Below are 23,928 nucleotides of genomic sequence, written 5' to 3'. Positions count from 1 at the left end.
GCGCTTAACCCAGGAAGGCAGCGGGATCATCCACGAGTGCATCCAGCACTCGGAACGCCGCACCCCGAACCGTCAGCGACGCAGAATCCGGCAGCACCTCAACGATCGGCGAGGACCACGGGGCCTGCAGCGTGCGTGTCTCGATTTCCTCGCGCGCCGGATCCAGCAGGGCACCACTCAGCTCGGCGACGGCACCGCCCAGCACGACGTGCGGGATGTCCATCGCGTTGATGACCCCCGACAACACGCGCCCGAGGGCCGCCCCGGCCTCCGCCAGCACGGCTCGGGCACGCTCCTGCTCCGCGCTCACACCAAGAGACCCGGAGGTCTTCGCCCCGGCCTCGTCGACGAGGCCCGCGCAACGCAGAATCCCACGCGGCCCGGACCCCGCGGGGGCGCCCACATGCTCGGCGAGGGCGCGCACACCCAGGTAAGCCTCGAGGCATCCGCGCGCCCCGCAGCGGCACAGCGGCCCATTCGGATCCGCGCACATGTGCCCGATTTCGCCGGACCAGGCACGCGCCCCACTCATCGGTCGATGATCGACGATGACGCCAGCACCGACGCCCACCTCGCCCGACACGTACACGAATGTCGACGGACCACCGGCCACCCCCGGTCGTGTGTAAGCAACCGCGTAGGCCGCCAGGTCCGCTTCGTTCGCGACGACCACCGGGTTCAGGTCGGCGAGCGGGGCAAGTAGCTGGTCATGCGGGATGTCTCGCCACCCCAAGTTCGGGGCGAGCGCCAGCCGGGTCGGCGACACCAAGCCCGGCAACCCGACGCCCGTCCCCAGGAACAGGGCGCCATCGGGCAGGGTGCCCTCTAACAGAGCGTGGGCCTCTCGGGCCGCGAGCGCCATCGTCTCCTCCGGTGCGCTGTCGGCGAAATCGCGCTCAATCCGGCGGCGCCCGAGCTCCCGTCCTGCAATGTCGACGAGCATGACATCGAGGCTCGCGACGTCCACTTCGACGCCGAGGGCGACGGCGCTGCCCTCCGCGGGGGTGAGGCGGTTGGCCGGTCGGCCACGACCGCCGCCGTCGCCAGGTTCGAGTTCTCGCACGAGTCCGGCACCCACCAGGTCGTCCACGAGCCGCGAGATAGTCGCGCGCGTCATTCCGGTGCGCTGCGAGAGGCCTGCACGCGTGACCTCGCCCGGCAAGGTGAGGATGTTGCGCAGCACCGTCGACATGTTGGATGCGCGCACATTTTCCGACTTCACACCACGGTTCTGAGCACCCATCCCCCGCTCCGAGGGGCACGGCGAAGCGACCGGTCCGCGACTGATGCGGCCGGCGTCGTTGGCGCTGTCGGAACGGGTCAGCATGGACCCAGGCTACCGTGTCGGGGTAGCGGTGCCCACCCGTCGCACGGACTTGTCGGAGGGCCTTGACGAACGCGCACACAGGTATTAAGTTTTATCCCACAACAAATAAATTGTGACGACGCAAACACGGCGCGCAACGCCCGCGCGACCAAATCCGCGGGACCGGCACACGCACCAAGATCCGCCACCGCACAACGATACGCAGCGCCACCGACGACGCAGCACCATCGCCTCCAACTGAACACCGACGTTCGAAAGGACACCACCATGACAACCACCCCCGACAACAAGTTCTCCTTCGGCCTGTGGACAGTCGGCTGGAATGCGGTCGACCCCTTTGGTACGGGGACCCGCCCGGTCCTGGATCCGTGGGAGTACACGGAAAAGCTCGCGGAGGTCGGCGCATGGGGCATTACCTTCCACGACAATGACGTGTTCGGCTTTGACGCGTCGGATCAGGAGCGTCACGACCGCGTCATGAAGGTGAAGGAGGCGGCCGACGCGGCTGGCCTCGTCATTGAGATGGTCACGACGAACACGTTCACGCACCCCGTCTTCAAGGACGGAGGCCTGACGAACAACGACCGTTCGATCCGCCGTTTTGGCCTGCGCAAGATCCTGCGCAACGTGGATCTGGCTGCGGAGATGGGCGCGACGACCTTCGTCATGTGGGGCGGGCGCGAGGGCGCGGAGTACGACTCGTCGAAGGACCTAAATGCGGCGTTTGACCGCTACAAGGAGGGCCTGGATACGGTCGCCGCCTACATCAAGTCGCGCGGCTACAACCTGAAGATCGGCCTGGAGCCGAAGCCGAATGAGCCTCGCGGCGACATTTTCCTGCCGACGGTCGGCCACGCGCTGGCCCTCATCGCGCAGCTTGAGCACGGTGACATCGTGGGCCTGAACCCGGAGACGGGCCACGAGCAGATGGCGGGCCTGAACTACACGCATGCGCTCGCGCAGGCGCTCAACGCGGGCAAGCTCTTCCACATTGACCTCAACGGCCAGTCGGGTATTAAGTACGACCAGGACAAGGCGTTCGGTCACGGCGACCTGGCCAGCGCGTTCTTCACGGTCGATCTGCTGGAAAACGGCTTCCCGGGAGGTGGCCCGCGCTACGAGGGTCCGCGCCACTTCGACTACAAGCCGAGCCGCACGGAGGGCATGGAGGGCGTGTGGGAGTCCGCGCGCGCGAACATCGAGATGTACCTGACGCTGGCGGCCAAGGCCCGCGGGTTCCGCGAGGATCCGGTCACCCAGGAACTGCTCGAGGCTGCATCGGTTCCCGAGCTGGGCGAGTCGACGCTGGCCGCGGGCGAGTCCCTCGAGGACTTCCTGGCGGATCGCAGCTCCTACGAGGAGTTCGACGCGCAGGCCGCCGGCGAGCGCGAGTACCACTTCGTGGAGCTGTACCAGCAGGCGATGCGTCACCTGATCGGCTGATCGTCTCTTCGACGAGGAGTTGTGTGATGGGCGAGAGGCCTTTCGTTGCGGGCGTCGATTCGTCGACGCAGTCATGCAAGGTGGTCGTGTGGGATCCGGTGTCGGGCGAGGTGGTGCGCGAGGGTCGCGCGCCGCATCCGGAGGGCACCGAGGTTGATCCACGCGCCTGGTGGGACGCGTTGAACGAGGCCGTGGCTGCGGCCGGCGGGTTGGATGACGTGCGGGCGCTCAGCGTGGGCGCCCAGCAGCACGGCATGGTTGTGTTGGATGAGCGCGGTGAGGTGATTCGTCCGGCGCTGCTGTGGAATGACACGAGGAGCGCGGGCGCGGCTCGGGATTTGATCGCGGAGCGCGAGGGGGATTCGACGGGCGAGGCCTGGTGGGCCGATGCCACGGGCTCGGTTCCCGTCGCGTCGTTAACGGTCACGAAGCTGCGGTGGTTGGCGGATCACGAGCCGGAGGCGGCGCAGCGCGTGGCTGCGGTGTGCTTGCCGCACGACTATTTGACGTGGCGGATCGCGGGCGGTTTCGAGCGCTTGGGCCTGGAGGGCTTGGCGACGGATCGGTCGGATGCCTCGGGGACGGGGTACGTGGATCGGTCGGGGTCGGCGTATCGGCGTGACATTCTCGCCCAGGCGCTGCGCTGTGACGAGGAGCGGGCCGAGCACATCGTGCTGCCGCGGATCGCGGAACCGTACGAGGTTGTGGCTCACGGGGACGAGGCGCGCGGCTGGGGCGAGATCGCCCTGGGGCCGGGCGCTGGTGATAACGCGGCGGCGGCCCTCGGCGTGGACTTGGGTCCGGGCGCGGCAATGCTGAGTCTGGGGACGTCGGGCGTGGTCGCGGCGGTGTCGGAGTCTGCCGTGTCGGATCCGTCCGGCCTGGTCACGGGCTTTTCGGACGCGTCGGGCCGGTGGCTGCCGCTGGCGTGCACGCTGAACGCGTCGCGGATTATCGACGCGATGAGGCGGGTGACGGGCCTGGGGTACGAGGAGTTCGACGAGGCCGCCCTGTCGGTTCCGGACGCGGGAGGTCTGCGCCTGATCCCGTACTTCGAGGGCGAGCGCACCCCGAATCTGCCGGATGCGACGGCGACGTTGGAGGGCATGACGCTGGCGAATTGCGACCCCGCGCACGTGGCTCGCGCGGCGGTCGAGGGGCTGCTGACGCTCATGCGCGGGGCTCTGGACGCGGTGCGCGCGCAGGGTGTGCCCATCGAGCGGGTGGTCATGGTCGGCGGCGGGGCGCGGTCGAGAGCGGTTCGGGCCCTGGCCTCGGGCATCCTGGGGGCCGAGGTGGAGGTCCCCTCCCCCGCCGAGTACGTCGCCCTGGGGGCGGCGAAGCAGGCGGCCGCCCTGAACGTGGCGGACCCGGGGGCGGGCGGCTCCGATGTTTGACGAGACGATCACCCGCTGGGGGACGCACAGCGCGAAGTGGGACTTGCTGGCCGCGCACCTGGGCGAGGATGCGCTGTCCCTGTCGGTCGCGGACATTGAGTTCGCGACGTGCCCGGAGGTGTCGCGCGCGATCGTGGACGCGTGCGCGGAGGGGATTTTCGGCTACACGGAGGTCTTCGATGACTTTCGCGAGGCCGCGGCCCGCTGGCAGGAGCGCCGCCACGGGTGGGCGGTCGATCCGGGCGACGTGCACTTTTTCCCGCGCATCGTCCAGTGCGTGTCGGCCCTGTGCTCGATAGTCCTTCCGGGGTCACTGGGGCGCCCTCCGCGCGTGGTGACGCTGGAACCGGCGTATGGGCCGATCATCGAGGTCGTGGAACGCGCCGGGTGCGAGCTGCGCCGGGTGCCCCTCGACCTGTCGGGCGATACCCCTCGGATTCCTGAGGATGTGTTCGCCCGCGCGATGGAGGGCGCGGACCTGCTGCTCTGGTGCAGCCCACACAACCCGACGGGTCGCGTGTGGACTGAGAGCGAGATGGAGATGGTTGCTTCTCTCGCACGTCAGTGGGAGTTGCTGGTGCTTTCCGACGACATTCACGCGGATTTCCAACGGCCGGGCAGGAACCGGTACCGGCCGCTCGCGGCCGTCGCGCCGCGCCTGTGGGAGACGGGGCGCCTCATTCAGTGCGCATCCCCCGGGAAGACGTTTAACAGCGCGGGGTTGGAGGCCTCGGCGATCGCGGTGCGCGGCGAACTCGGGGCGCACCTCGAGGAAGCCAAGCGCCTCATGGGCCTGCACAACCCGAATTTCTTCGCGATTCCCGCGACGATCGCCGCGTGGAACCTCGGCGAGGCCTGGGTGGATGAGTTGCGCGATCGCATCGACGCAAACCTTCGCGTGGCCGTCGAGTACCTGCGCCACACGCTGCCTCGGGCACGAGTCGTCGACCCCGACGGTACCTACCTGGTGTGGGTGGACGCCCGGGCGTACCTGGCCTCGTCCGCTTCTCTCGACGAGGCCGTGGCCACCTCCCGGGTCGCGGTGTCCCCGGGCGAGGACTTCGGTTCCGAGTACGAGGGATTTTTCCGCATCAACGTGGCGCTTCCCGAGCGCGACCTGGTGCGGGCTTTGGAGCGCTTGTGCGAAGCGATCACGGCGCTCGCATCGAACTAAGCGGACGCGCACTGGCGCGCGGACGCAATGAAAAAGAAAGGATTGACGATGTCAGTCACCTCCTCGGAGAAGCGGGCTCACCGCACTCCATCTCTCCTGGTCGCGGTGATTCCCGCGGTCACACTGATCGTCCTTTTGGGCGGCGGCTACATTGCGGCGAGCCTCCCGGTGGAGCCGCTGCTCATCGCGTCGGCCGTGGTTGCCGGCATTGTCGCCATGACCTTGGGCTACACGTGGGACGAGATCATCGGCGCGATCTCCGAGAAGATCGCAAAGACCATGCCGGCTGTTCTGATCCTCATCGTCGTCGGCGCCTTGATCGGCACGTGGATGGCGGGAGGCACGATCCCGATGCTCATCTACTACGGTTTGAAGATCATTAACCCGCAGTTCCTGGCGCTCATCGCGCTGGTCGTGACGGCGATCGTGTCGCTGTGCACGGGTACCTCGTGGGGTTCCGCGGGCACGATCGGCGTCGCCTTCATGGGCGTTGCCGTCGGCATGGATGCGAACCTGCCGATGGTGGCGGGCGCTATCGTGGCGGGCGCCTACTTCGGCGACAAGCTCTCTCCCCTGTCGGACACGACGAACATCGCGTCGCTGGCCACGGGCGTGAACCTGTTTACGCACATTCGACACCTCATGTGGACGACCATTCCGGCGTTCCTGACCTCGGCGGTCGTGTACCTGATTTTCGGCCTGCAGTCCTCGGGCGGAACCGTGCCCGAGAAGGTCGGCACGATCCTTTCGACCCTCGATTCGGCTTTCAACTGGAACCTGCTCCTGCTGGTGCCCGTCCTGGTCGTGCTCGTCGGTTCGGTCATGAAGATGCCGACCGTGCCCGTCATGCTGGTGTCATGCGCGACCGCCATGTTCAACGCGGTCGTGTTCCAGGGAGTGTCCTTCTCGAACTCGGTCGTCGCCTCCGTGAACGGCTTCAAGGTTGACATGGTCGGCAAGAGCGGCTTCCAGGCCGACTCCGTCATCGAGGACGTGACGCGCCTGCTGGAGCGCGGCGGCATGAACTCGATGATGAGCGTCCTGCTGATTTGTTTCTGCGCGATCGCCTTCGCGGGCACCGTGTCCGTGTCGGGGTCGCTGGACGTGCTGATTTCGAGCCTGCTGGCTCCCGTGAAGTCGACCTTCGCGCTGATCGCGTCGACGATCGTGATCGGCCTGGCGGTCATCGGCATTACGTCGAACGGCCAGGTGTCCCTGCTGATCCCGGGCGAGATGCTGCGCGGCGAGTACATCAAGCGGGGCCTGCACCCGAAGAACCTGTCGCGAACCATCGAGGACGCGGCCACCGTGTGGGAACCCATCCTGCCGTGGACGTCTGCGGGCGCCTACATGGCCGGCACCCTGGGCGTCGCCACCCTCGCCTACATGCCCTGGGCGATCTCCAACTGGATCGCCATCTTCTTCGCCCTCGTGTGGGCGGCCACGGGCATCGGCATCGCGAAGCTCACGCCCGAGGAGCAGAAAGCCCTCGAAGCGGAGGGCTGAGAGTTTGTTGTTGAAGTGGGGGACCCCCGGGTGGGGGTCCCCCACCTTGTTGTGTGGACTCCATGAGGCGCGTAGGCGAGCAGCATTCGACTTGTATGTACGATGCCCCGAGGCTCAACGCACACACTTACTAACAAACACGCTATCGTGAGACACATGACAAAGACGTACATGAATGGCGAGGGCAAACACGGTCCAACTCGCTCGCTCAAGTGACGTCTCAGCAACAAGATTCTGCAGTCCAACTAGCCAATGAAGGAAGAACCGTGCCTGAAGATCACGCAGCCAACGACACGACGCACGTTCCATTCAGGGAGGTAGACCAGGACTTCTTCAGTGACTTGCGCAAGACCCTGGAAAGCACGAACATCAACTTCCTCCTCGGCGCTGGATGCTCGATGCCTGCGTTCCGAACTCTGGGTAATTTGGAAGAGCTGCGCGTAAAACTCGACGACAAGAAAAACACCCTAGGAAAAGACCGCGAAGTGATCTACCGCCTGATCGAGGCGGAGATAGATCGCCGTTTCTTCATGGGTTCCATCTATCGAAATATCGAATATGTGACTGGGAGTAAAGAGGACTCCGAAGACGACATTCAACAAACCCGAGCTGCCTACAAGGACTTCTGCACCGAGGCAATTCAGACGGTTGCAAACCGCGAATCTGTTGATAAGCCAAAACAGGTCACGTTCTTCACCTCAAATTACGACCTAGGTATGGACCTGGCTCTGGATGAGGCGGGAATCCCGACAAACTCTGCATACCTGGGTCGTTTTTCCCGCATTGTCGGGCAACAAACGTTTGGCAATCGCGTCTTCTCGAACGGAATCGGCCTTGGGTACCGAACCGAAATCCCATCGGCGAACCTCGTGAAGATTCACGGATGCGCATCGTGGCGCCACGACGGTGACCAGCTGACCATAGATGATAGCTACCAAATTCTCGAAGAGATCAAGGAACTGTTTGGCGCAATTAGCCGATTTGGTGAACGCCAGCCTGAGATCAGGCCGAACACCTCGGAGCCGAGCGAATCACGCACAACAGAGACCAGCACCAAAACATCAGCAGACTTCGAGACGCTGAAAATTCAAGCGGAGACCACATTTAAGCTCGCAAAAAAGCGCAAACACGGAAAGAATAATCTAGTTGCAAAGCTCGATGAGCTAGACAAAGCGCGCAACAAGTTGGCCGTCGTGCTTCCAAATAAAGGAAAGTTCGCCTCAACCGTTCTCAACGAGACGTATTACGACCAACTACGGCGCCTTTCGAACCAGCTAGAGCTTCCTAATACGAGCCTTCTTGTGATGGGCTTTTCATTCGCAGACGAGCACATCCGTTCACTCGTAACTCGTGCCGCTAAGGCGAATCCAACCCTGAAGGTCATTATCTTCTGCTACTCCAGAGACACAACGACGACGATCGCGGACTACCTGGGCTACTCCCCCAAAGAATACCCGAACATCGAGCTAGTGGTCGGCCCCCGTTTTGGGCAAGCGCTCGGAACCGAAGCGAAAGACCATCAACGTCTTGATATCCACGCGATCGCGGATATTCTGCGAAAGGCAAGCGCATGACCTCCTATACCGGGAAAGAGATCTCATCGCTGCGAATCGGTACGGTGACGGCGGTACGTGGACGGCGGATTGACATCACTGTTGACGTCGACAAAAACGACTCCAGCCTGATATTTCAGGGCGAGATCATCAGTAACGTCTCGATCGGCTCGTTTCTTGTCGTCCGTCGGGGTTACGCACACCTCGTCGTACAGGTCGATGAAGAAGAGCTCATCGAGAGTAGCGCTTGGGAAAACAGCGACTACCAGCGGGATGTAGATCGCAACACACGCATCCTAAAGACCTCTCTGCTCGGTGAATTCCAAAAGGACACTTCGGTATCACCGTTCCAGACGCACTTTGTCTCGGGATCGCAAACAAGTCCACTGATCGGCAATATCGCTTACCTAGCATCTCCAGAACAAACTTCAAAAATTTACGTATCATCCTTCAAACCGAACACACAGATAACAATCGGCCATCTCGCATCCGACAGCACAATTCCAATCAACCTTGACATCAACACACTCTTCTCTGGTCATATCGGAATTTTCGGAACGACCGGTTCGGGAAAATCATATACACTCACCCAACTTTATACACAACTATTTACGAAGCTCAAACAAACCAAGTCATCAAGAACACTACTCACAAATTCACACTTTTTACTCTTCGACTTCAACGGAGAGTATTGCTCAAGCCACTCAGACCAAGTGCTTTGCGAAGACGCATTTCGAATAGTGTACGGCCCAGCAAACTCAGGAACCATGGGTAACTGCCCTAAATATGCACACATTCCGCTAGATTACAAGATTCTCAATGACAAGGACTTTTGGTTCACACTTCTTGAAGCATCTGAGCAAATCCAGCGCCCTTTCATCCTAAGCGCACTTCGTCGCTTATTAGACAACTTCGACCTAGCTTCACAAATTCACGCCATTTTCATACAGTTTTTCACCGTTCTACATGAGCATGCTACCGAAGTAAATCATTTATTTGATTTCCTAGTTTCTGTACACCATCTCACCCCGCAATGGAACCACGATTTTCTAAACATCCTTGACAGCTTTCGCAATGAACTTCGATTTCATACAGGGACTCAATCTTTTCACATCAAAACAGCTACCGGATACACATATCCCAGTGATCCAAATTTTCGACGTGAGCTAAATAACATCTTTGCATCATTGTTTCCCCAAGGGTTTCTACCAAACCTGAGCGACCTGTCGCTGTTTACAATCAAGGTGAAGATTCGCTTCATGGAAGAAATCATTAGTAGCATCGCCAATGAAAACACTCTTCACCCTCTCATGTTAAGACTTGACAATTGCGTTCACATGCTTCGCTCTTGGTTCACTTTTACAAGTAAGTCTGAAACACCGCATCATCTATTGGAGATCATCAACCTCAAGTTTGCCTCACTTGACGAACGCCAGCTGATTCCACTTATTGTCACTCGCGCGAAGTATGTGGAACATAAAAGGCTTCAGACTTCCTCTAAAGGCTCTCATTATCTTAATATTATAATTGAGGAAGCACATAATATTTTATCTCGTGAAGTTAATTTGGCGAGCGACTCATGGAGAAATACACGCCTTGAAACCTTCGAAATAATTATCAAAGAGGGGCGAAAGTTCGGCGTCTTTATCACTCTCGCATCACAGAGGCCTGCCGAGATTTCTCCGACAATTTCTTCACAGCTTCACCACTATTTTCTTCACCGACTGATCAGTTCTGTCGACCTTGGGTCCGTGAAGAACGCCGTTACGTTTATCGACGGGAAATCATTCGAATCGATTCCATTATTACCCTGTGGCACCTGCATCATTTCCGGCACCAGCGTCCAGATTCCCGCGATCGTTAAGATCGATGAACTGCCCGCGGAGCGCAGACCCGACAACGAGACGATCGATCTCGTCAAGCTGTGGGGCCTAGCGTCTGACTCCTCCAAGGAAGCCGCTAACACCGAAGTCGGCTCGGTCGATACTCAAGAGTCAGAATCGCCAGCAGAAGAGTCTTAACGCTGCCATTGGCAGACATGCGCGTCGACGTGACGCGCGCTTCGCTGCCGCATTGGCACGGCACTCGGGCAACCAACGAATGCACAACATAGGGAGAGGGGGTGGGGTTCCCAACCGGGAACCCCACCCCCCACCAACTAAGCCGCAGCCTCAGAGGTTTTCGACGACCGCCGCGCGGGGGCCGCGCTCGCCTGTGGATGCGTCGCGCCAGGCCTCGAGGGCCCGCAAGAACGCTGTGGCGCCGGGGTCCTGGAGGCCGATCGAGCGGTCCTGCAGCCAGGAGGCGCGGCCGCGCTGCGACTGGAGGTCTCGGGTGGCGACCACGGCCTCGGCGGCGTCGGCGATGGCGCTGTCGAGGGCCGCCGCCGCGAGCGCGCTCTCCGAAGCGACCGCGGGGTTGGCCTCGATGCTGCGGGCGAGAGAATCGACGGCGGGGACCATCGCGTCGAGGATGGTCTTGTCGCCCACCTGGCTCTTGCCTCGGTGAGAGATGGAGCTTGCCGCAGCGCGGATGAAGGCCTCGGCTTCGACGGCAGTGACGTCCTCGCAGCCGACCCACACTTTGGACCCGGCGAGAAGGCCGCCGGCGACCAACGCCGCCATGGTTGACGGGTTGGCGTTGGCGAACGCCTTCGCGCAGGCGCGCGCGACGTCGGAGGGGGCGGGTTCGGGCTCGGTCGGCATGGCCTTGAGCGCCTCGATGACCGCGCGGGCTCCCGCGGAGATCGTGATGCCGAGGTCGCCATCGCCGAGCACCTGGTCGAGGTCACGCAGCTCGTCCGATGATTCGATGAGCAGCGTCATCGAATCCTGAATGCGCTGGATGAGTTCGGGTGAACGCATTGTCATGCCTCCCTGAAGAACGGGGACTGGGCGGGCGCATCGAGGAGTTCGAGGAGCTCGTCGTCGACCTTGAGCAGCGAGATCGAGGCGCCGGCCATTTCGAGGGACGTCGCGTATTCACCGATGTAGCGGCGCTCGATGACGACTCCGAGGTCCACGAGCCTCTGGTGGGTGCGGCGGTAGAGCAGGTAGAGCTCTTCGAGGGGCGTGGCACCGAGGCCGTTGACGAGGACGGCGACACGGTCCCCTTCAGCCAGGCCCAGGTCGGGGATGACGGAGTCGAGGATCTGGTCCGCGATCTCGTCGGCGGTTCCGAGGGGGCCGCGGTGGATGCCGGGTTCGCCGTGGATACCGATGCCGATTTCCATTTCACCTTCGGGCAGGTCGAAGGATGCGGCACCCGTGGTCGGGAGGATCGTTGGGGACAGGCCGACGCCCATGGTGGCAGTGTTGTCGACGACCTTCTGCGCGACGGCGGCTACCTCGTCGAGGCTGTCGCCGCGCTCAGCGGCAGCGCCTGCGGCCTTGTAGGCGAAGAAGATGCCGGCGACGCCGCGGCGGTCCTTCGCGCGTTCCTTGGGCTGCGAGGCCACGTCGTCGCAGCCGAGGACGGTGCGCGTCTCGATGCCGTCGAGTTCGAGGAGGTCGACGGCCAGGTCGAAGTTGAAGACGTCGCCGCCGTAGTTGCCGTAGAGGAAGAGCACGCCCGCTCCGCCGTCGACGGCCTTGGCGGCGTCGGCGCACTGCTGGACAGACGGGGAGGAGAACACGTTACCAATGGCGACGCCGGAGCACAGACCCTTGCCGACGTAGCCCTTGAAGAGGGGGAGGTGACCGGAGCCGCCGCCGGTGACGATGCCGACCCGGCCGGGTGCGGGGCTGTCAGCGCGGACGAGGACGCGCCTGTCGTCTCCGGGGGTGCGTACCTGATCGGGGTGTGCCAGGAGAATGCCCTCAACCATCTCATCGACGAACTGGTCGGGGTTGTTAATGATCTTCTTCATGATCATTTCCTTTCTGTTGCGCCGCTATTGAGGGCGGCTGCTGGTTGTGGGCGCCTGAACGTTGACGTCAGGCGTGTTCGAACGTCTTTCCAGTCGACGCAGTCGAGAACGAGGACGCCGATGAGGATGACGCCCTGGGCGATCGCGTACTGGAAGGCGGACAGGCGCATGGAGGTGAAGCCGCTTTGGACGACCTGCAGGGTGAGGGCTGCCAGGAAAACACCGCCGACGGTGGCGAAACCGCCGTTCGGATTGGTCCCACCGAGGACGGCGATGACGATGACGAGCAGCACGTAGGAGGCGCCATAGTCCGCCGAGGCCGTGGGATTTCGTGCAATGAACACGATGCCCGTGAGGGAGCCGAGGAATCCGGTGAGCAGGTAGGAGCTCAGCAGGATTCGGGAGGAACGAATTCCGGAGAATCGGGCGGCCGTCCCGTTGGACCCTTCGAGGGAGAGGGACAGTCCCAGCGGGGAGCGGTTGAGGATGAATCCGACGAGGAGGGCGACGAGTCCGAAGACGATGAAGAGGAGGGGAACTCCTGCGACTGCGGTCTTACCGAACGCCGTCAACGCCTCGGGGGATCCGTAGAGGGTTTTGCCGCCCGTCCACACGACTGCGAGGCCGTTGAAGATCTGCATGGTGCCGAGCGTGGCGAGGATCGGGGTGACGCCGACGTAGGCGATGAGGACGCCGTTGACGAGGCCGCACAGGAGTCCGACCCCCAGCCCGATGAGGATGATGACGGGGCCCCATTGTTCGGATCCGCCCAGCGCGCTCGAGGTGTACAGGGTTGACACGGTGATCGCGCAGAGGTTCGCGATGGCGACGAGCGACAGGTCGATGCCGCCGGTGACCATCGAGATCATCATGGCGATGGAGAGGATGCCGATTTCTGCGACGCCGAGCAGCATGTTCTGCAGGTTGAGGCCCGTGAGGAACACGCTCGGGGAGAGGATCGAAAAGACTCCGATGGCCACGAGGAGGATGAGGACCATGCGGGCGATCGACCGGTCGCGGCGCAGCCGGGAGAGGAGCGAGGCGCTGAAGCCATCAATCCGGGAGTTTGTGTCGCGGAGTGTTTTGTTCATGGGACTCATCCTTCGACGGCTTGGGGGACGGCGTTGCTGTTGTCGGCCTGGGCGCTCTTGGCGCGCAGCGTTCGCGCGGCGCGCTTTGCGGCGAGCGCTTGGATGCCGACACCGGCGACGAGGAGCAGGCCGACGGCGGCGCGCTGCCAGGCGCTGGGGACGCCGATGAGGATCAGCGAGTTGTTGATGAGCTGGACGAGCAGCACACCGAGGATCGTTCCGCGCACCGACCCGCGTCCGCCGAAGATCGACGCACCTCCGAGGACGACGGCGGCGATGATGTCGAGTTCGTGGCCGACGAGCTCCTGGGGGTTGGCGGACCTGCCGAGGATCATGTAGACCATGCCGGCGGTTGCGGCGAGGGTTCCGGCGATGACGTACACCCAGATTTGGGTGCGTTTGACGTTGATGCCGGCTCGGTGGGCGGATTCGGTGTCGCCGCCGATCGCGTAGATTGCGCGCCCGAACATGGTCCGGCTGAGTACCAGTGCGATGACGATCGCGAGGATGATGGCCGGGATGATCATGGAGTGCAGCAGCGCGACGCCCGTCGACGTTTCGACGGAGACGAGGTTCGCGGTCGAGGCCGACGCCATGCCCTCGGGCAGCTGGGCGATGTACTTCGAGCCGATGTATGCCAGGAGGAAGCCTTGGAAGATTCCCTGGGTGCCGAGCGTGACGATGAGGGTCGGGAGCTTGAACCTGGAGATCAGGTAGCCGTTGAGTAGGCCGAGGAGCGCTCCGATGGCCAGCGCCATCGCGAAGGACCCGACAAGGCCGATGTTGATTCCTCGGCTCAGCTGGAACACGATCGTGGCGTAGGAGGCGAACGAGGCGATGGCCGCGAAGGAGACGTCGATGCCGCCGGAGATGATGACGAGGAGGACGCCGAGGGCGTAGATCATCGGGACGATGGAGGAACGCAGGAGGGAGAAGAGCGTCGAGACCGTGAAGAACGCGGGGCTGATTGCGGACATGATGATGGTCAGGAGGACCAGTACGGACAGGACGATTCCTTCACGGTTGGGTCCCCAGATCCAGCGCAGGACGCGCCGTGCGACGGTATTCATGTTCATGACACGACCATCTTTCTAATCGTTCGAGCATCGACGTCATCGCCGGCCAGTTCGGCGGCGATGTGGCCGCCCTTGGTGATGAGCACTCGATGGCAGCAGGAGACGAGTTCCGGCGCGTCGTCGGAGATGATGACGATGGCCATGCCGGCTTCCGCTTGTTCGCGCAGGATGTCGAGGATCTCGGCTTTGGAGCCGACGTCCACGCCGACCGTGGGCCCATTGAGAATGAGGACCTTGGGGTGGCGCGCGAGCCACTTCGCGAGGACGACGCGCTGGGCGTTGCCGCCGGACAGGGATCGCACGGGGGCGAGGACGTCGGGGGCTTTGATGCGCAGCGACTCGAAGTAGTGGGCGATGGTTTGGCGGATCTTGTCTTTGCGCAGCGTGTTGAGTTTCGAGGTGTGGTGGTCGATGGACGCGGCGATGACGTTGTCTGCAATCGACTTGTCGAGGAAGAGGCCCTCGGTGAGTCGGTCTTCGGGGACGTATCCGATGTGGGCCTTGATGGCCTGTCCAATGGAGCCCACCTCGACGTGTTCGCCATCGATGTAGACGCGACCGGAGTCGATGGGCAGGAGGCCGAAGAGAGCCTGGGCGATTTCGGTACGCCCGGATCCGAGAAGCCCGGTGATTCCGAGGATTTCGCCCTTCTTCACGGAGAAGCTGACGTCCTCGAAGCCTCCCTGGGAGGTGAGGGATTCGACGCGCAGGCGCTCCTCGGCGTCCTCCGCGAGGGGTGGGACGCGTCGGCTCTGGTCGAGTTCTTTGCCTGTCATGTAGTGGGTGATCTTCTCGCGGTCGAGGTCTTCGACCGGCGAATCGATGACGTTGCGTCCCGAGCGCATGATGGTGACACGCTGCGAAATCGCCATGACCTCGTCGAGCTTGTGCGACACGAAGATAAGGGCGACGCCCTGCGCGCTCAGCTTTTCGACGACCATGAACAGGCGCGCGACCTCACGCTGGGTGAGGGCGGTCGTCGGCTCGTCCATGATGAGGAGCTTCGCGTTGCCGGCCAGGGCGCGGCAGATGGCGGTGAGCTGCTTGTCCGCGACGGAGAGCTGTTCGACGTCGGCGTCGAGCGGGAGCGGGACGCCGAGGCGCTCGACGATCTGCGCGGCCTGCTGTTTCGCGCTCGTGGAGCTGAAAAACTTCTTCTTTTCCGTGACCGAGGAGGTCATCATGATGTTCTCGGCGACCGTCAGGTTCGAGAACAGGCTGAAGTCCTGGTAGATGACCTGGATGCCGGCGTCCATGGCGCTCAGCGGCGTCAGCGAGGAGACGGTGTGGCCGTCGATGAGAATGCGTCCCGCGTCGGGCGCGTGCACTCCGGAGATGACTTTGATGAGAGTGGACTTTCCGCAGCCATTCTCGCCGGCCAGGCACAGCACTTCTCCCGGCCAGACGGCCATGTTGACGCCATCGAGGGCGCGAACACCGCCGAAGTTCTTGACGATATCCCGAACCTCTAGAAAGGGGTTCTCCTGCACGCTGACGCCTTCTCCGTGGGGGCGCGGTGCTTCATCCACATTGCTGCGCATGTGCTCTCCTTCGAGTGTCTTGTCGACTGCGCTGTCGTGGGACGCCCGCCCCGGCCTCGTGCCGATGTGTCACGAGGCCGGGGCTGCGTGATCAGAAGTCGTAGTTCTTCGCTTGCTCGGCGTCCGCAGCAATCTGGGCGTTGCCGACCCAGACGTTGTCGTAGCCGTCGAGCTTGTGGAGGTTGTTGTAACCCTCGATGCCGAGGTCCGTGCCCTCGGTGATGGTGCCGCCGTCAGCGAGGATCTTCGCGATCTGCAGCTGGGCCTTGCCGGCGAGGGCGGGATCCCAGAAGAAGATCTTGTCGATCGATCCGGTTGCCAGGTACTTCGCGGAGGCCGAGGGGATGGAGGTGCCCATGACGCAGACCTGATCGGACAGGCCGGCCTCTTCGATCGCGCGGGCGATGCCGGGCACGTCGTTACCGGCGGAGCCCTGGAAGGCCTTGATGTCCGGGTACTTGCCGAGGACTTCCTTGGCCTTTTCGTAGGCTGCGGTCTCGTTGTCGGTCGACTCGATGGGCGTCTCGACGCGCTCCATGCCGGGGAAGTTCTTCTGCTGGTAGTCGTAGGCGGCCTCGACCCATTCCATGTGGGTCTTGGCGGTCAGACCACCGACGAACTGCACGTACTTGCCGGTGCCGCCCGTGCACTCCCCGATGTTCTTCATGATGTCGACACCGTAGGAGGCGTTGTCGAATGCCTCGATGTCCACGTCAACGTTCTTAATGCCGGTCGCCTCGTGAGAGACCACCTTGATGCCCTGTGCGCGCGCCTGTTCGAGGACTGCGGAGAGGGCTTCGGGCGAGTTGGGAACGACGGTGATGGCGACCGGCTTCTGCGCGATCAGGTCCTGGATGATCTGGATCTGCTTTTCCGGTGCGACGTCGGTTCCACCCTCCGTTCGCGTGTCGTATCCGTTGTCGGCGCCCCATTCCTTGACGCCCACGTCCATGCGATCAAACCATGCGATGCCCTTGACCTTGACGACGGTGACCATCGTCTTGCCGGAATCGCCCGCGGCCGAGCCGGTGTTTGATGCGGAGTTGTCGCCTGTCGTCCCTCCGACGGTCGAGCAGGCAGTCAGAGCAAGCATCGATGCAATGGACACCGATGCTGCCGTCAGTCTTCCGATCTTCATGTCGTCACTTCCTCGTGATCTAGTTGTCGGACGTTCCGGGTTCGCCATCTCCTGCGATGACGCACGCATCATGGCGTGACCCGCGTCGCAATCACTTACATTACACGCGGTTTCGCGCAGTGGCAACTCACTTTCGCGCATATCTGACGGCTTGATTCGCCGATAACTGCTCATGGACGCGCAGCTCAACGCACGGTTATACGCAAATGCTGAGCGAAAAACGCCCCTATGGACTGGTGATTTAGGCAAATGCCATCGTTGCGCGGTATCGCGCACATTCGCGCCGAAAGTTCGGTACAGTGTCAAGCGGGCGGCGATCACGATGCACTATTGCAGGCATCATCCGTACCCCTCGTCGCACCCGCGTAGACCATAGCCAGCAGAAGGAACCATCGTGACCCGGCAAGACACCATTGTCTCCATGATTGAGGCAACAGGCTTCGAGACCGTGTCCTCCTTGGCAGAGGCTCTCGACGTCAATGTGTCAACCATCCGCAGGGACCTGGAGCACCTGGCCGAGGCCGGCCTCGTGCGCCGCACCCACGGTGGCGCGATCCCGATCCCCCAGGACGAGGACACCGAGGAGTTCCTGCAGGATTCCCCGAACCGCGCGGAGAAGCGGGCGATCGGCCCGGCCATGGCGGAGCGCATCCTCGACGGCCAGTCCGTGTTCATCGATTCGGGGTCGACGTGTCTCGAGGTGGCTCGGGCCCTCGACGCGCGCCGCGTGACCGTCGTGACGCACGATCTGCTGGTGGGCCTCGAGATTCTGAAGAAGCCGTCGCTCAACCTGGTGTTCGTAGGCGGCGAGCTGCTGCCGAACCGAACCCACATGTGGGGGCCCACCGCCATCGACCAGCTGGACCACATCCGCGTGAACACCGCCGTTTTCGGGGCGAATTCGGTGATGGAGGACGGCATTTACGCGTCGTCCGGCTACTCGATCGAGCTGCAGCAGAAGGTCCGCTCGATCGCGTCGACCGCCTACTTCGTCGCGGATTCGACGAAGTTCGGCCGCAACGCCCTGTACAAGGTCCTCGGCATTGACGCGTTCACGGCGGGCATCACGGACTCATTCCTCTCCCCCATCTCGGCGGCGGCATACCCGATCCCCCTCATCCGGGCTGAGGTCGCGCAGAGTTAAGCGTGGAATGCGGCGCGCTGCCGCGGCGCAGTGTCGCAGCAATCCCCTTGTATCCCCGCCCGCAACACGCACCTAGCTTGTGTGTCGTAGATTACCCGCTATCCTTGGTCACATGACTGCTGCGCGCGACGACGACTTCATGGCACTGCCCGGTATGGAGGCGGATTCCAACGCCCACGACACGGCTCGACTCCGCTCGGATGACGCGACCCCGGCCTCCTCGAAGTCCGCTCTCGACGCCCTGCTGGACGAGTACCGTGCGCGCGCGGAGCGTGCCAACGACATCGAAGGTGCGAAAGCACTCCTGCGACTGTTCGGCGCGTACGAGGAGATCGAGAAGATCCAATTCCCCTACGACCAGGTACGCAAAGAAGTCGACGCGCTCAGCGCGATGGCGAAAGGCAAGTACTCCAACTACATCAAGTTCACGACGAAGAAAGAACGTAACGCCCCGCAGAAAGAACTCCTCCAGGCTCGTAGCGAAGCGAAACAGCTGCGAACCCACGCCGACCTTGATCTCTTCGACGCCGAGCGGAGAGCCAGGGAGGAACAGGCGCTGCGCCGCTCCGAACTGCGACCGCTCACACAGCAGCTCGACGAGATCAACAACAGACTCACGATCGTCAACGCCACCCTCGCAGGGCAAACCCAGCAAAGACGGCAACGTCACTACCAACGTCCTCGCCCGCATCTGCCACGCCGACTGCAGCTTGGAACAAATCGCCCTAGCTACGTCGCGCAGCGATCCAAGCGACGAAAACCATGAGCACGCATAGCGACCCCCAGACTTCCACCTACTAAGCAACGGAGCAATCAATGTCAGACACAATTAATCAAGTCCCAGACACCACACCCGATTTCACGACAGAGGCAGCGAACAAACTCGCTCAACTGTTCCCGGAAGTCGTGGCGGACGGAAAAGTTGACATCGAGAAGCTTAAAACCATCCTCGGAGTCCATGTTGATGACGCCCGTGAGAGGTTCGGACTAACTTGGCCGGGCAAGGCACAAGCCATCGGTGCAGCGCAAACACCGACGACGGCAACCCTGATGCCCGACAAAGAGAACTCTGTAGATTGGGACGCCACCCAAAACGTGTTCATCGAGGGCGACAACCTCGAAGTGTTGAAAGTACTGCAGAAGCACTACTACGGCAAGATCAAAATGATCTACATCGACCCTCCCTACAACACTGGTAAGGACTTCGTCTACCACGATGATTTCCGCGATGGCATGTCCGCCTACCTTGAGTGGACCAACCAGGTAAACGAATCTGGGAAAGTATCTTCAAACACTGAGAGTGATGGTCGCTACCATTCCAATTGGCTCAACATGATGTATCCGCGTCTTAAGCTAGCCAGAAACCTGTTGGTGCCAGACGGTCTTATTTTCTTAAGTATTGATGACAGCGAGGTTGCACATCTGAAATTGCTTTGCAATGAAGTGTTCGGGCAAGCAAATTTCGTTGCAGAATTAGTTTGGAAGAAGGGTGGAACAGGCAAGAACGACTCGCAGTTCGCGGTCGTGGAGCACGAATACATCTTGGTTTATGCCCGCAGGTACACTGAAGCTCGGTTTGGTCTTGACCAGTATAGGCAGACCACGACTCAATACAATCACTCTGACGAGCATGGCGACTATTCTCTGGTTCGGTTAGATCAGCAGAACCTACAGTATTCTGCGTCCCTTGACTACGATCTCGTCGGCCCGGACGGTGAAATCTATCGTCTCAGTCACAGGAACCCACAGGCACCGAACGCGATCTGGCGTTGGTCGCGTGAAAAGGTCGCCGAATGCATGGATCAGCTAGTTTTCCACAACGGGAATGTCTATACGAAGAACTACAAGAAATCTGGAGTCAAAGTCAGAAGCTTACTAGCGGGAGAGACGTTCGGCGTTACCCGTACTGGAAAGAAGGAGGCGGAGGATGCTCTAGGGGTTGCGGGGGTCTTTGACTTTCCAAAACCCGCGAGATTGATCAAATTTCTTGTTTCAATCGCAACCGAGCCTCATAGCCATGACATAATTCTCGACTTCTTCGCGGGTTCGGGTACGACTGCTCATGCGGTCATGCAGCTAAACGCTGAAGACAGGGGGAACCGTCGAAGCATTTCTGTGCAGCTACCGGAGCCGACGCCGGCAGGATCGGCGGCACAGGAAGCAGGATTTCAAACTATCGCTGAAATTTCGCGCGAGCGCATCCGTCGTGCTGGCAAAAAAATCCTTGAAAATGAGGTAAGCAAGCCCGACGGTCGAGCAGATTCTCTCGATATCGGCTTCCGTGCTTACAAGCTTGTTGACACGAACTTTGCGAAGTGGCGTGCGGATTCCTCACTGTCCGAGGAGGAGCTGGCCGATTTGTTCGCTGGAATGGGAGAGTCTGCGGATGATGACGCCCGCCCAGAAGCGCTACTGACCGAGGTGCTGCTCAAGCTTGGTTTCTCGCTGACCGAGCAGGTTGAGCGTGTGGATGTGGCCGGGCTGGAGGCGTTCAGCGTCGCTGATGGCCTGCTGGTCGCTTACCTGAACGAGCACGTCAAGCCCACCCTGGAGCAACTGCGCGCCATGGTCGCCCTTGAACCGGGTCGCCTGGTGGTGCTGGAAGACGCTTTCCAGGGTGACGACGTGCTCAAGACAAACCTGGTTCAGGAATGCCGCTCCCACGGCGTGGACTTGTGGACGGCCTAAGAGGGAGCGGGTGTGATGCGTTTTCAGTTTGATCCCCATCAGCCTTATCAGGCTTCCGCGATCGAAGCGGTCACGGACTTGTTCGATGGGCAGCCCGCGGACGCGGACCAGTTGGTGACCACGTTCCGGCTGTTGCCGTCCGAGCCTGCCTTGTTTGACCGTGCTGAGGTGTCTGGTCAGGTGAGTTTGGATATCGCTGCCGAGGTTGGCGCGGTGGGTAACAACCTGGTGCTGGATGAGGACACGATCCTGGCGAACTTGCAGCGGGTCCAAGATCGTAACGGCCTGGAGAGTGCGCAGGCGCTTGCTGATGGTTTGCAGTTTGATGTGGAGATGGAAACCGGTACGGGCAAGACCTACGTGTACTTGCGTACCGCGTTTGAGCTGGCTAAGCGTTACCGGTTTACCAAGTTCATCATTCTGGTGCCGTCGGTGGCGATTCGTGAGGGCGTGAAGACCTCTATTGACTTGATGCGGGAGCATTTCCGCCATTTGTATCCGGAGATCAATATGGATGCTTCGGTGTATGCGGGCGAGCGTGCTGAGGAGGTGCGTGATTTCGCGTCGGCGACGAGTTTGCAGTTTCTGGTGATGACGATCGATTCGCTGCGTGGGGATAAGAACACGCGCATCATGTACCAGAACAGGGACAAGCTTGCTGGGCTACGGCCCCTGGATTATCTGCGGGCGACTCGTCCGATCGTGATCATGGATGAGCCCCAGAACATGGAGTCGATGCTAGCTCAGTCAGCGGTGGCTGATCTGGATCCGTTGTGCACGCTGCGCTATTCCGCCACCCACCGGGTGACCCGTAACGTGGTGTACCGGCTGGACCCGCTGGACGCCCATCAGCTGGGTCTGGTGAAAACGATCGTGGTCTCGGACGCTCAGGAGCTTGGCGGGAGCGCTAAACCGTATGTGAAGCTACTTAGGGTGTCTCGTGACCCGTTCAAAGCCTCCCTGGAGTTGGTGTGCCGTAAGAAGGACGGATCGTATGCCAAGCGCAAAGTGATCGCCGCTCAGGGTGATGACTTGGAGCGTATCTCTGGCGGTAACCCGGCTTATGAGGGTAACTGGCGGGTCAGCGAGATCAGCGTTGAGCCTGAACGCATCGAACTGTCCAATTACGGATACCTGTCTGTTGGGGATGAGATCGGCTCGAACCAGGACGCGGTGTTCAGGGAAATGATCCGCGAGACCATCCGCGAACACATCCGTAAAGAACTCCAGGTCCACGCCCGGGGCATCAAGGTGCTGTCCTTGTTCTTTATCGACAAGGTCGCCTCGTATCTGGGGGACGGGATCAACAACCTGGACGCAAACGGCGACTTTGCTACCTGGTTCGATGAGCTTTACACCGAGGAACTAGATCGCCAGCCCGAAGCCAGGGACATCATGCCTGCTACGGCGTTGGATGCGCGTAGTGGCTATTTCGCCCAGATGAAGTCTGGTAAGGGCAAGAACGCGGTGATGACGTTCAAGGACTCGTCTGGCAAGACCAAGGCTGATGATGACGCGTATGAGTTGATCATGCGTGACAAGGCCCGCTTGTTGAGTATGGATGAGCCGGTGCGCTTCATTTTCTCCCACTCTGCTTTGCGTGAGGGCTGGGATAACCCGAACGTATTCCAGATCTGCACGCTGCGTGACATGGCCTCGGAAACCGAGCGCCGCCAAACGATCGGTCGTGGCCTGCGTCTACCAGTGAACCAGGACGGTGAGCGCATCAGCGATACTGGGCTGGCGCAGTTGACGGTGGTGTCTAACGAGTCGTATAAGGCGTTCGCTTCAGCACTGCAGAACGAGTACCAGAAGGCGGGCGTGGCGATCGGGTTTGTGCGTAAGCAGGAGTTTTCGCGCCTGCCGATCACGGTTGATGGAAAAGAGACCGCGCTGGGTGCGAAGCGGTCGGCCGAGATCTGGGATCACCTCCACCGGCGCGGCTTCATTAACGAGCAGGGTGAGGTCCAGGGAAGCTGGGGGCCCGAGCAGCTTGGCTTCACTGTTGATCTGCCCGAGCCCTATGCGGAGTATGAGGACGATGTCATCAACATCGTTAACGCGTGCAAGATGGAAACCATCATCAAGCGCAAGCGCAAGCGTGTGGCCCGCAAACTGAACAAGGAACTGTATGCGGCCCCTGGGTTTGAGGAGTTCTGGGACAAAATCACCCAGCGCACCACCTACCGGGTCAACTTTGAACGCCAAGCACTGGTGGACGCGTGCGTGAACCGGATCAAGACGGCTCCCAGGACCGAGCCGATCCGTATCCAGGTCACGCGCACGAAAATGACGATGACTCGTGGTGGCACCAAGGGCAACACGCTAGGGTCGCGTGGCGCAGACCTAACCGGCTCCTACCCGCTGCCCGATATCGTGGCCCAGCTACAGGAAGCGACCTCGCTGACCCGGCGGACGATCATCGACATCCTCATCGGCTCGGGGCGGCTTGGAGAGTTTTTGGGTAACCCAAACGACTTCATCAAGATGGCCACTGTCTGTATTCAAGAAGAGCTCGCTCACGTGGTGGTTGAGGGTATCCAGTACGAGAAGATCGGCGGGAGCATTTACGAGCTTCGCGAGTTGCAAGAAGACGGCCTTGAGGAGAAAGACCGTTTCCTTGACCAGCTCTACAAGGTGACCAACACGGACAAGACGGACTTTGACTACGTCGTCTTTGACTCCGCGGTCGAGCGTCAGTTCGCCGAGTACCTGGACGGGCTAGAAGACATCCGCTTGTTCATGAAACTGCCCAACAAGTTCCGTATCCCAACCCCTGTTGGGGATTACAACCCGGACTGGGCGATCATCAAAACCGAGGACGGCCAGGACCGCCTGTATTTGATCCGGGAGACGAAGTCGAGCCTGGATCCGACTAAGCGTCGCCCGGGTGAGAACGCGAAGATTAACGCGGCGATCAAGCACTTCGAAGCCATCGGGGTGAACTACAAGGTCGCCGCACCGGACAACTGGGGGCTGTAA

General features: G+C 61.3%; 17 protein-coding genes. 10 read left to right on the top strand and 7 right to left on the bottom strand.

The genetic code is table 11. The annotated features are described in order from the left end of the window. Nucleotides 1-4: 4 nt before the first annotated feature. Nucleotides 5-1,327, bottom strand: a complete 1,323-nt coding sequence (locus FOC40_RS01450) for an ROK family transcriptional regulator (protein WP_039929634.1) — start codon at nucleotides 1,325-1,327, stop codon at nucleotides 5-7. A gap of 267 nt (nucleotides 1,328-1,594) precedes the next feature. Here FOC40_RS01450 and xylA point away from each other — a divergent pair, with 267 nt between their 5' ends. The 6 genes from xylA to FOC40_RS01420 all read left to right on the top strand — a co-directional run bounded on the left by xylA (nucleotide 1,595) and on the right by FOC40_RS01420 (nucleotide 10,421). Then, on the top strand, nucleotides 1,595-2,770 hold the full coding sequence (gene xylA, locus FOC40_RS01445) for a xylose isomerase (protein ID WP_004565339.1): 1,176 nt from the start codon (nucleotides 1,595-1,597) through the stop codon (nucleotides 2,768-2,770). 26 nt (nucleotides 2,771-2,796) lie between these two features. Next, nucleotides 2,797-4,167 carry a xylulokinase gene (locus FOC40_RS01440; protein WP_004565340.1) on the top strand — a complete coding sequence of 457 codons (1,371 nt, stop codon included), beginning with the start codon at nucleotides 2,797-2,799 and terminating at the stop codon, nucleotides 4,165-4,167. Next, nucleotides 4,160-5,341 carry a MalY/PatB family protein gene (locus tag FOC40_RS01435; protein ID WP_004565341.1) on the top strand — a complete coding sequence of 394 codons (1,182 nt, stop codon included), beginning with the start codon at nucleotides 4,160-4,162 and terminating at the stop codon, nucleotides 5,339-5,341. The genes FOC40_RS01440 and FOC40_RS01435 overlap by 8 nt, the downstream gene beginning before the upstream one ends. 48 nt (nucleotides 5,342-5,389) lie before the next feature. After that, nucleotides 5,390-6,847 (top strand): Na+/H+ antiporter NhaC, encoded by a 1,458-nt coding sequence (nhaC, locus tag FOC40_RS01430; protein WP_039929635.1) that lies wholly within the window; start codon nucleotides 5,390-5,392, stop codon nucleotides 6,845-6,847. A 266-nt stretch (nucleotides 6,848-7,113) separates the two neighbouring features. Beyond that, nucleotides 7,114-8,421, top strand: coding sequence for an SIR2 family protein (locus FOC40_RS01425; protein ID WP_004565343.1), 1,308 nt, complete (start codon nucleotides 7,114-7,116; stop codon nucleotides 8,419-8,421). Beyond that, nucleotides 8,418-10,421 carry an ATP-binding protein gene (locus FOC40_RS01420; RefSeq protein WP_081445527.1) on the top strand — a complete coding sequence of 668 codons (2,004 nt, stop codon included), beginning with the start codon at nucleotides 8,418-8,420 and terminating at the stop codon, nucleotides 10,419-10,421. The genes FOC40_RS01425 and FOC40_RS01420 overlap by 4 nt, the downstream gene beginning before the upstream one ends. Nucleotides 10,422-10,571: 150 nt before the next feature. On the opposite strand, the gene FOC40_RS01415 is transcribed toward FOC40_RS01420, so the two are convergent. From FOC40_RS01415 to FOC40_RS01390, 6 genes are all read right to left on the bottom strand, one after another. Next, a complete protein-coding gene (locus FOC40_RS01415; RefSeq protein ID WP_004565345.1) occupies nucleotides 10,572-11,270 on the bottom strand; it encodes a DAK2 domain-containing protein in 699 nt (232 codons plus the stop codon). Continuing rightward, complete coding sequence (locus FOC40_RS01410) at nucleotides 11,267-12,268, bottom strand: dihydroxyacetone kinase subunit DhaK (protein WP_231126042.1); 1,002 nt, start codon at nucleotides 12,266-12,268, stop codon at nucleotides 11,267-11,269. The genes FOC40_RS01415 and FOC40_RS01410 overlap by 4 nt, the downstream gene beginning before the upstream one ends. Before the next feature lie 2 nt (nucleotides 12,269-12,270). Next, nucleotides 12,271-13,359: an ABC transporter permease gene (locus tag FOC40_RS01405; protein ID WP_231126041.1), complete on the bottom strand. Its 1,089-nt coding sequence runs from the start codon at nucleotides 13,357-13,359 to the stop codon at nucleotides 12,271-12,273. 5 nt (nucleotides 13,360-13,364) lie between these two features. Continuing rightward, nucleotides 13,365-14,435, bottom strand: coding sequence for an ABC transporter permease (locus FOC40_RS01400; RefSeq protein WP_004565348.1), 1,071 nt, complete (start codon nucleotides 14,433-14,435; stop codon nucleotides 13,365-13,367). Then, the gene (locus FOC40_RS01395; protein ID WP_004565349.1) at nucleotides 14,432-15,976 is read right to left on the bottom strand and encodes a sugar ABC transporter ATP-binding protein; all 1,545 of its coding nucleotides are present in this window, start codon (nucleotides 15,974-15,976) and stop codon (nucleotides 14,432-14,434) included. The genes FOC40_RS01400 and FOC40_RS01395 overlap by 4 nt, the downstream gene beginning before the upstream one ends. A gap of 91 nt (nucleotides 15,977-16,067) precedes the next feature. Further along, nucleotides 16,068-17,114, bottom strand: a complete 1,047-nt coding sequence (locus tag FOC40_RS01390; RefSeq protein ID WP_039929637.1) for a substrate-binding domain-containing protein — start codon at nucleotides 17,112-17,114, stop codon at nucleotides 16,068-16,070. A gap of 394 nt (nucleotides 17,115-17,508) precedes the next feature. Here FOC40_RS01390 and FOC40_RS01385 point away from each other — a divergent pair, with 394 nt between their 5' ends. The 4 genes from FOC40_RS01385 (at nucleotide 17,509) to FOC40_RS01370 (ending at nucleotide 23,928) form a co-directional block, all read left to right on the top strand. Beyond that, complete coding sequence (locus tag FOC40_RS01385) at nucleotides 17,509-18,258, top strand: DeoR/GlpR family DNA-binding transcription regulator (RefSeq protein ID WP_081445528.1); 750 nt, start codon at nucleotides 17,509-17,511, stop codon at nucleotides 18,256-18,258. A gap of 112 nt (nucleotides 18,259-18,370) precedes the next feature. Next, a complete protein-coding gene (locus FOC40_RS10540) occupies nucleotides 18,371-19,024 on the top strand; it encodes a hypothetical protein (RefSeq protein ID WP_004565353.1) in 654 nt (217 codons plus the stop codon). A gap of 50 nt (nucleotides 19,025-19,074) precedes the next feature. Then, on the top strand, nucleotides 19,075-20,946 hold the full coding sequence (locus FOC40_RS01375) for a site-specific DNA-methyltransferase (RefSeq protein ID WP_004565355.1): 1,872 nt from the start codon (nucleotides 19,075-19,077) through the stop codon (nucleotides 20,944-20,946). A gap of 15 nt (nucleotides 20,947-20,961) precedes the next feature. After that, nucleotides 20,962-23,928, top strand: a complete 2,967-nt coding sequence (locus FOC40_RS01370; protein WP_004565356.1) for a DEAD/DEAH box helicase family protein — start codon at nucleotides 20,962-20,964, stop codon at nucleotides 23,926-23,928.

Origin of the sequence: Schaalia odontolytica (assembly GCF_009730335.1) — a bacterium.
Classification (GTDB): domain Bacteria; phylum Actinomycetota; class Actinomycetes; order Actinomycetales; family Actinomycetaceae; genus Pauljensenia; species Pauljensenia dentiphila.
This window is presented reverse-complemented; position numbering and strand designations above follow the sequence as displayed.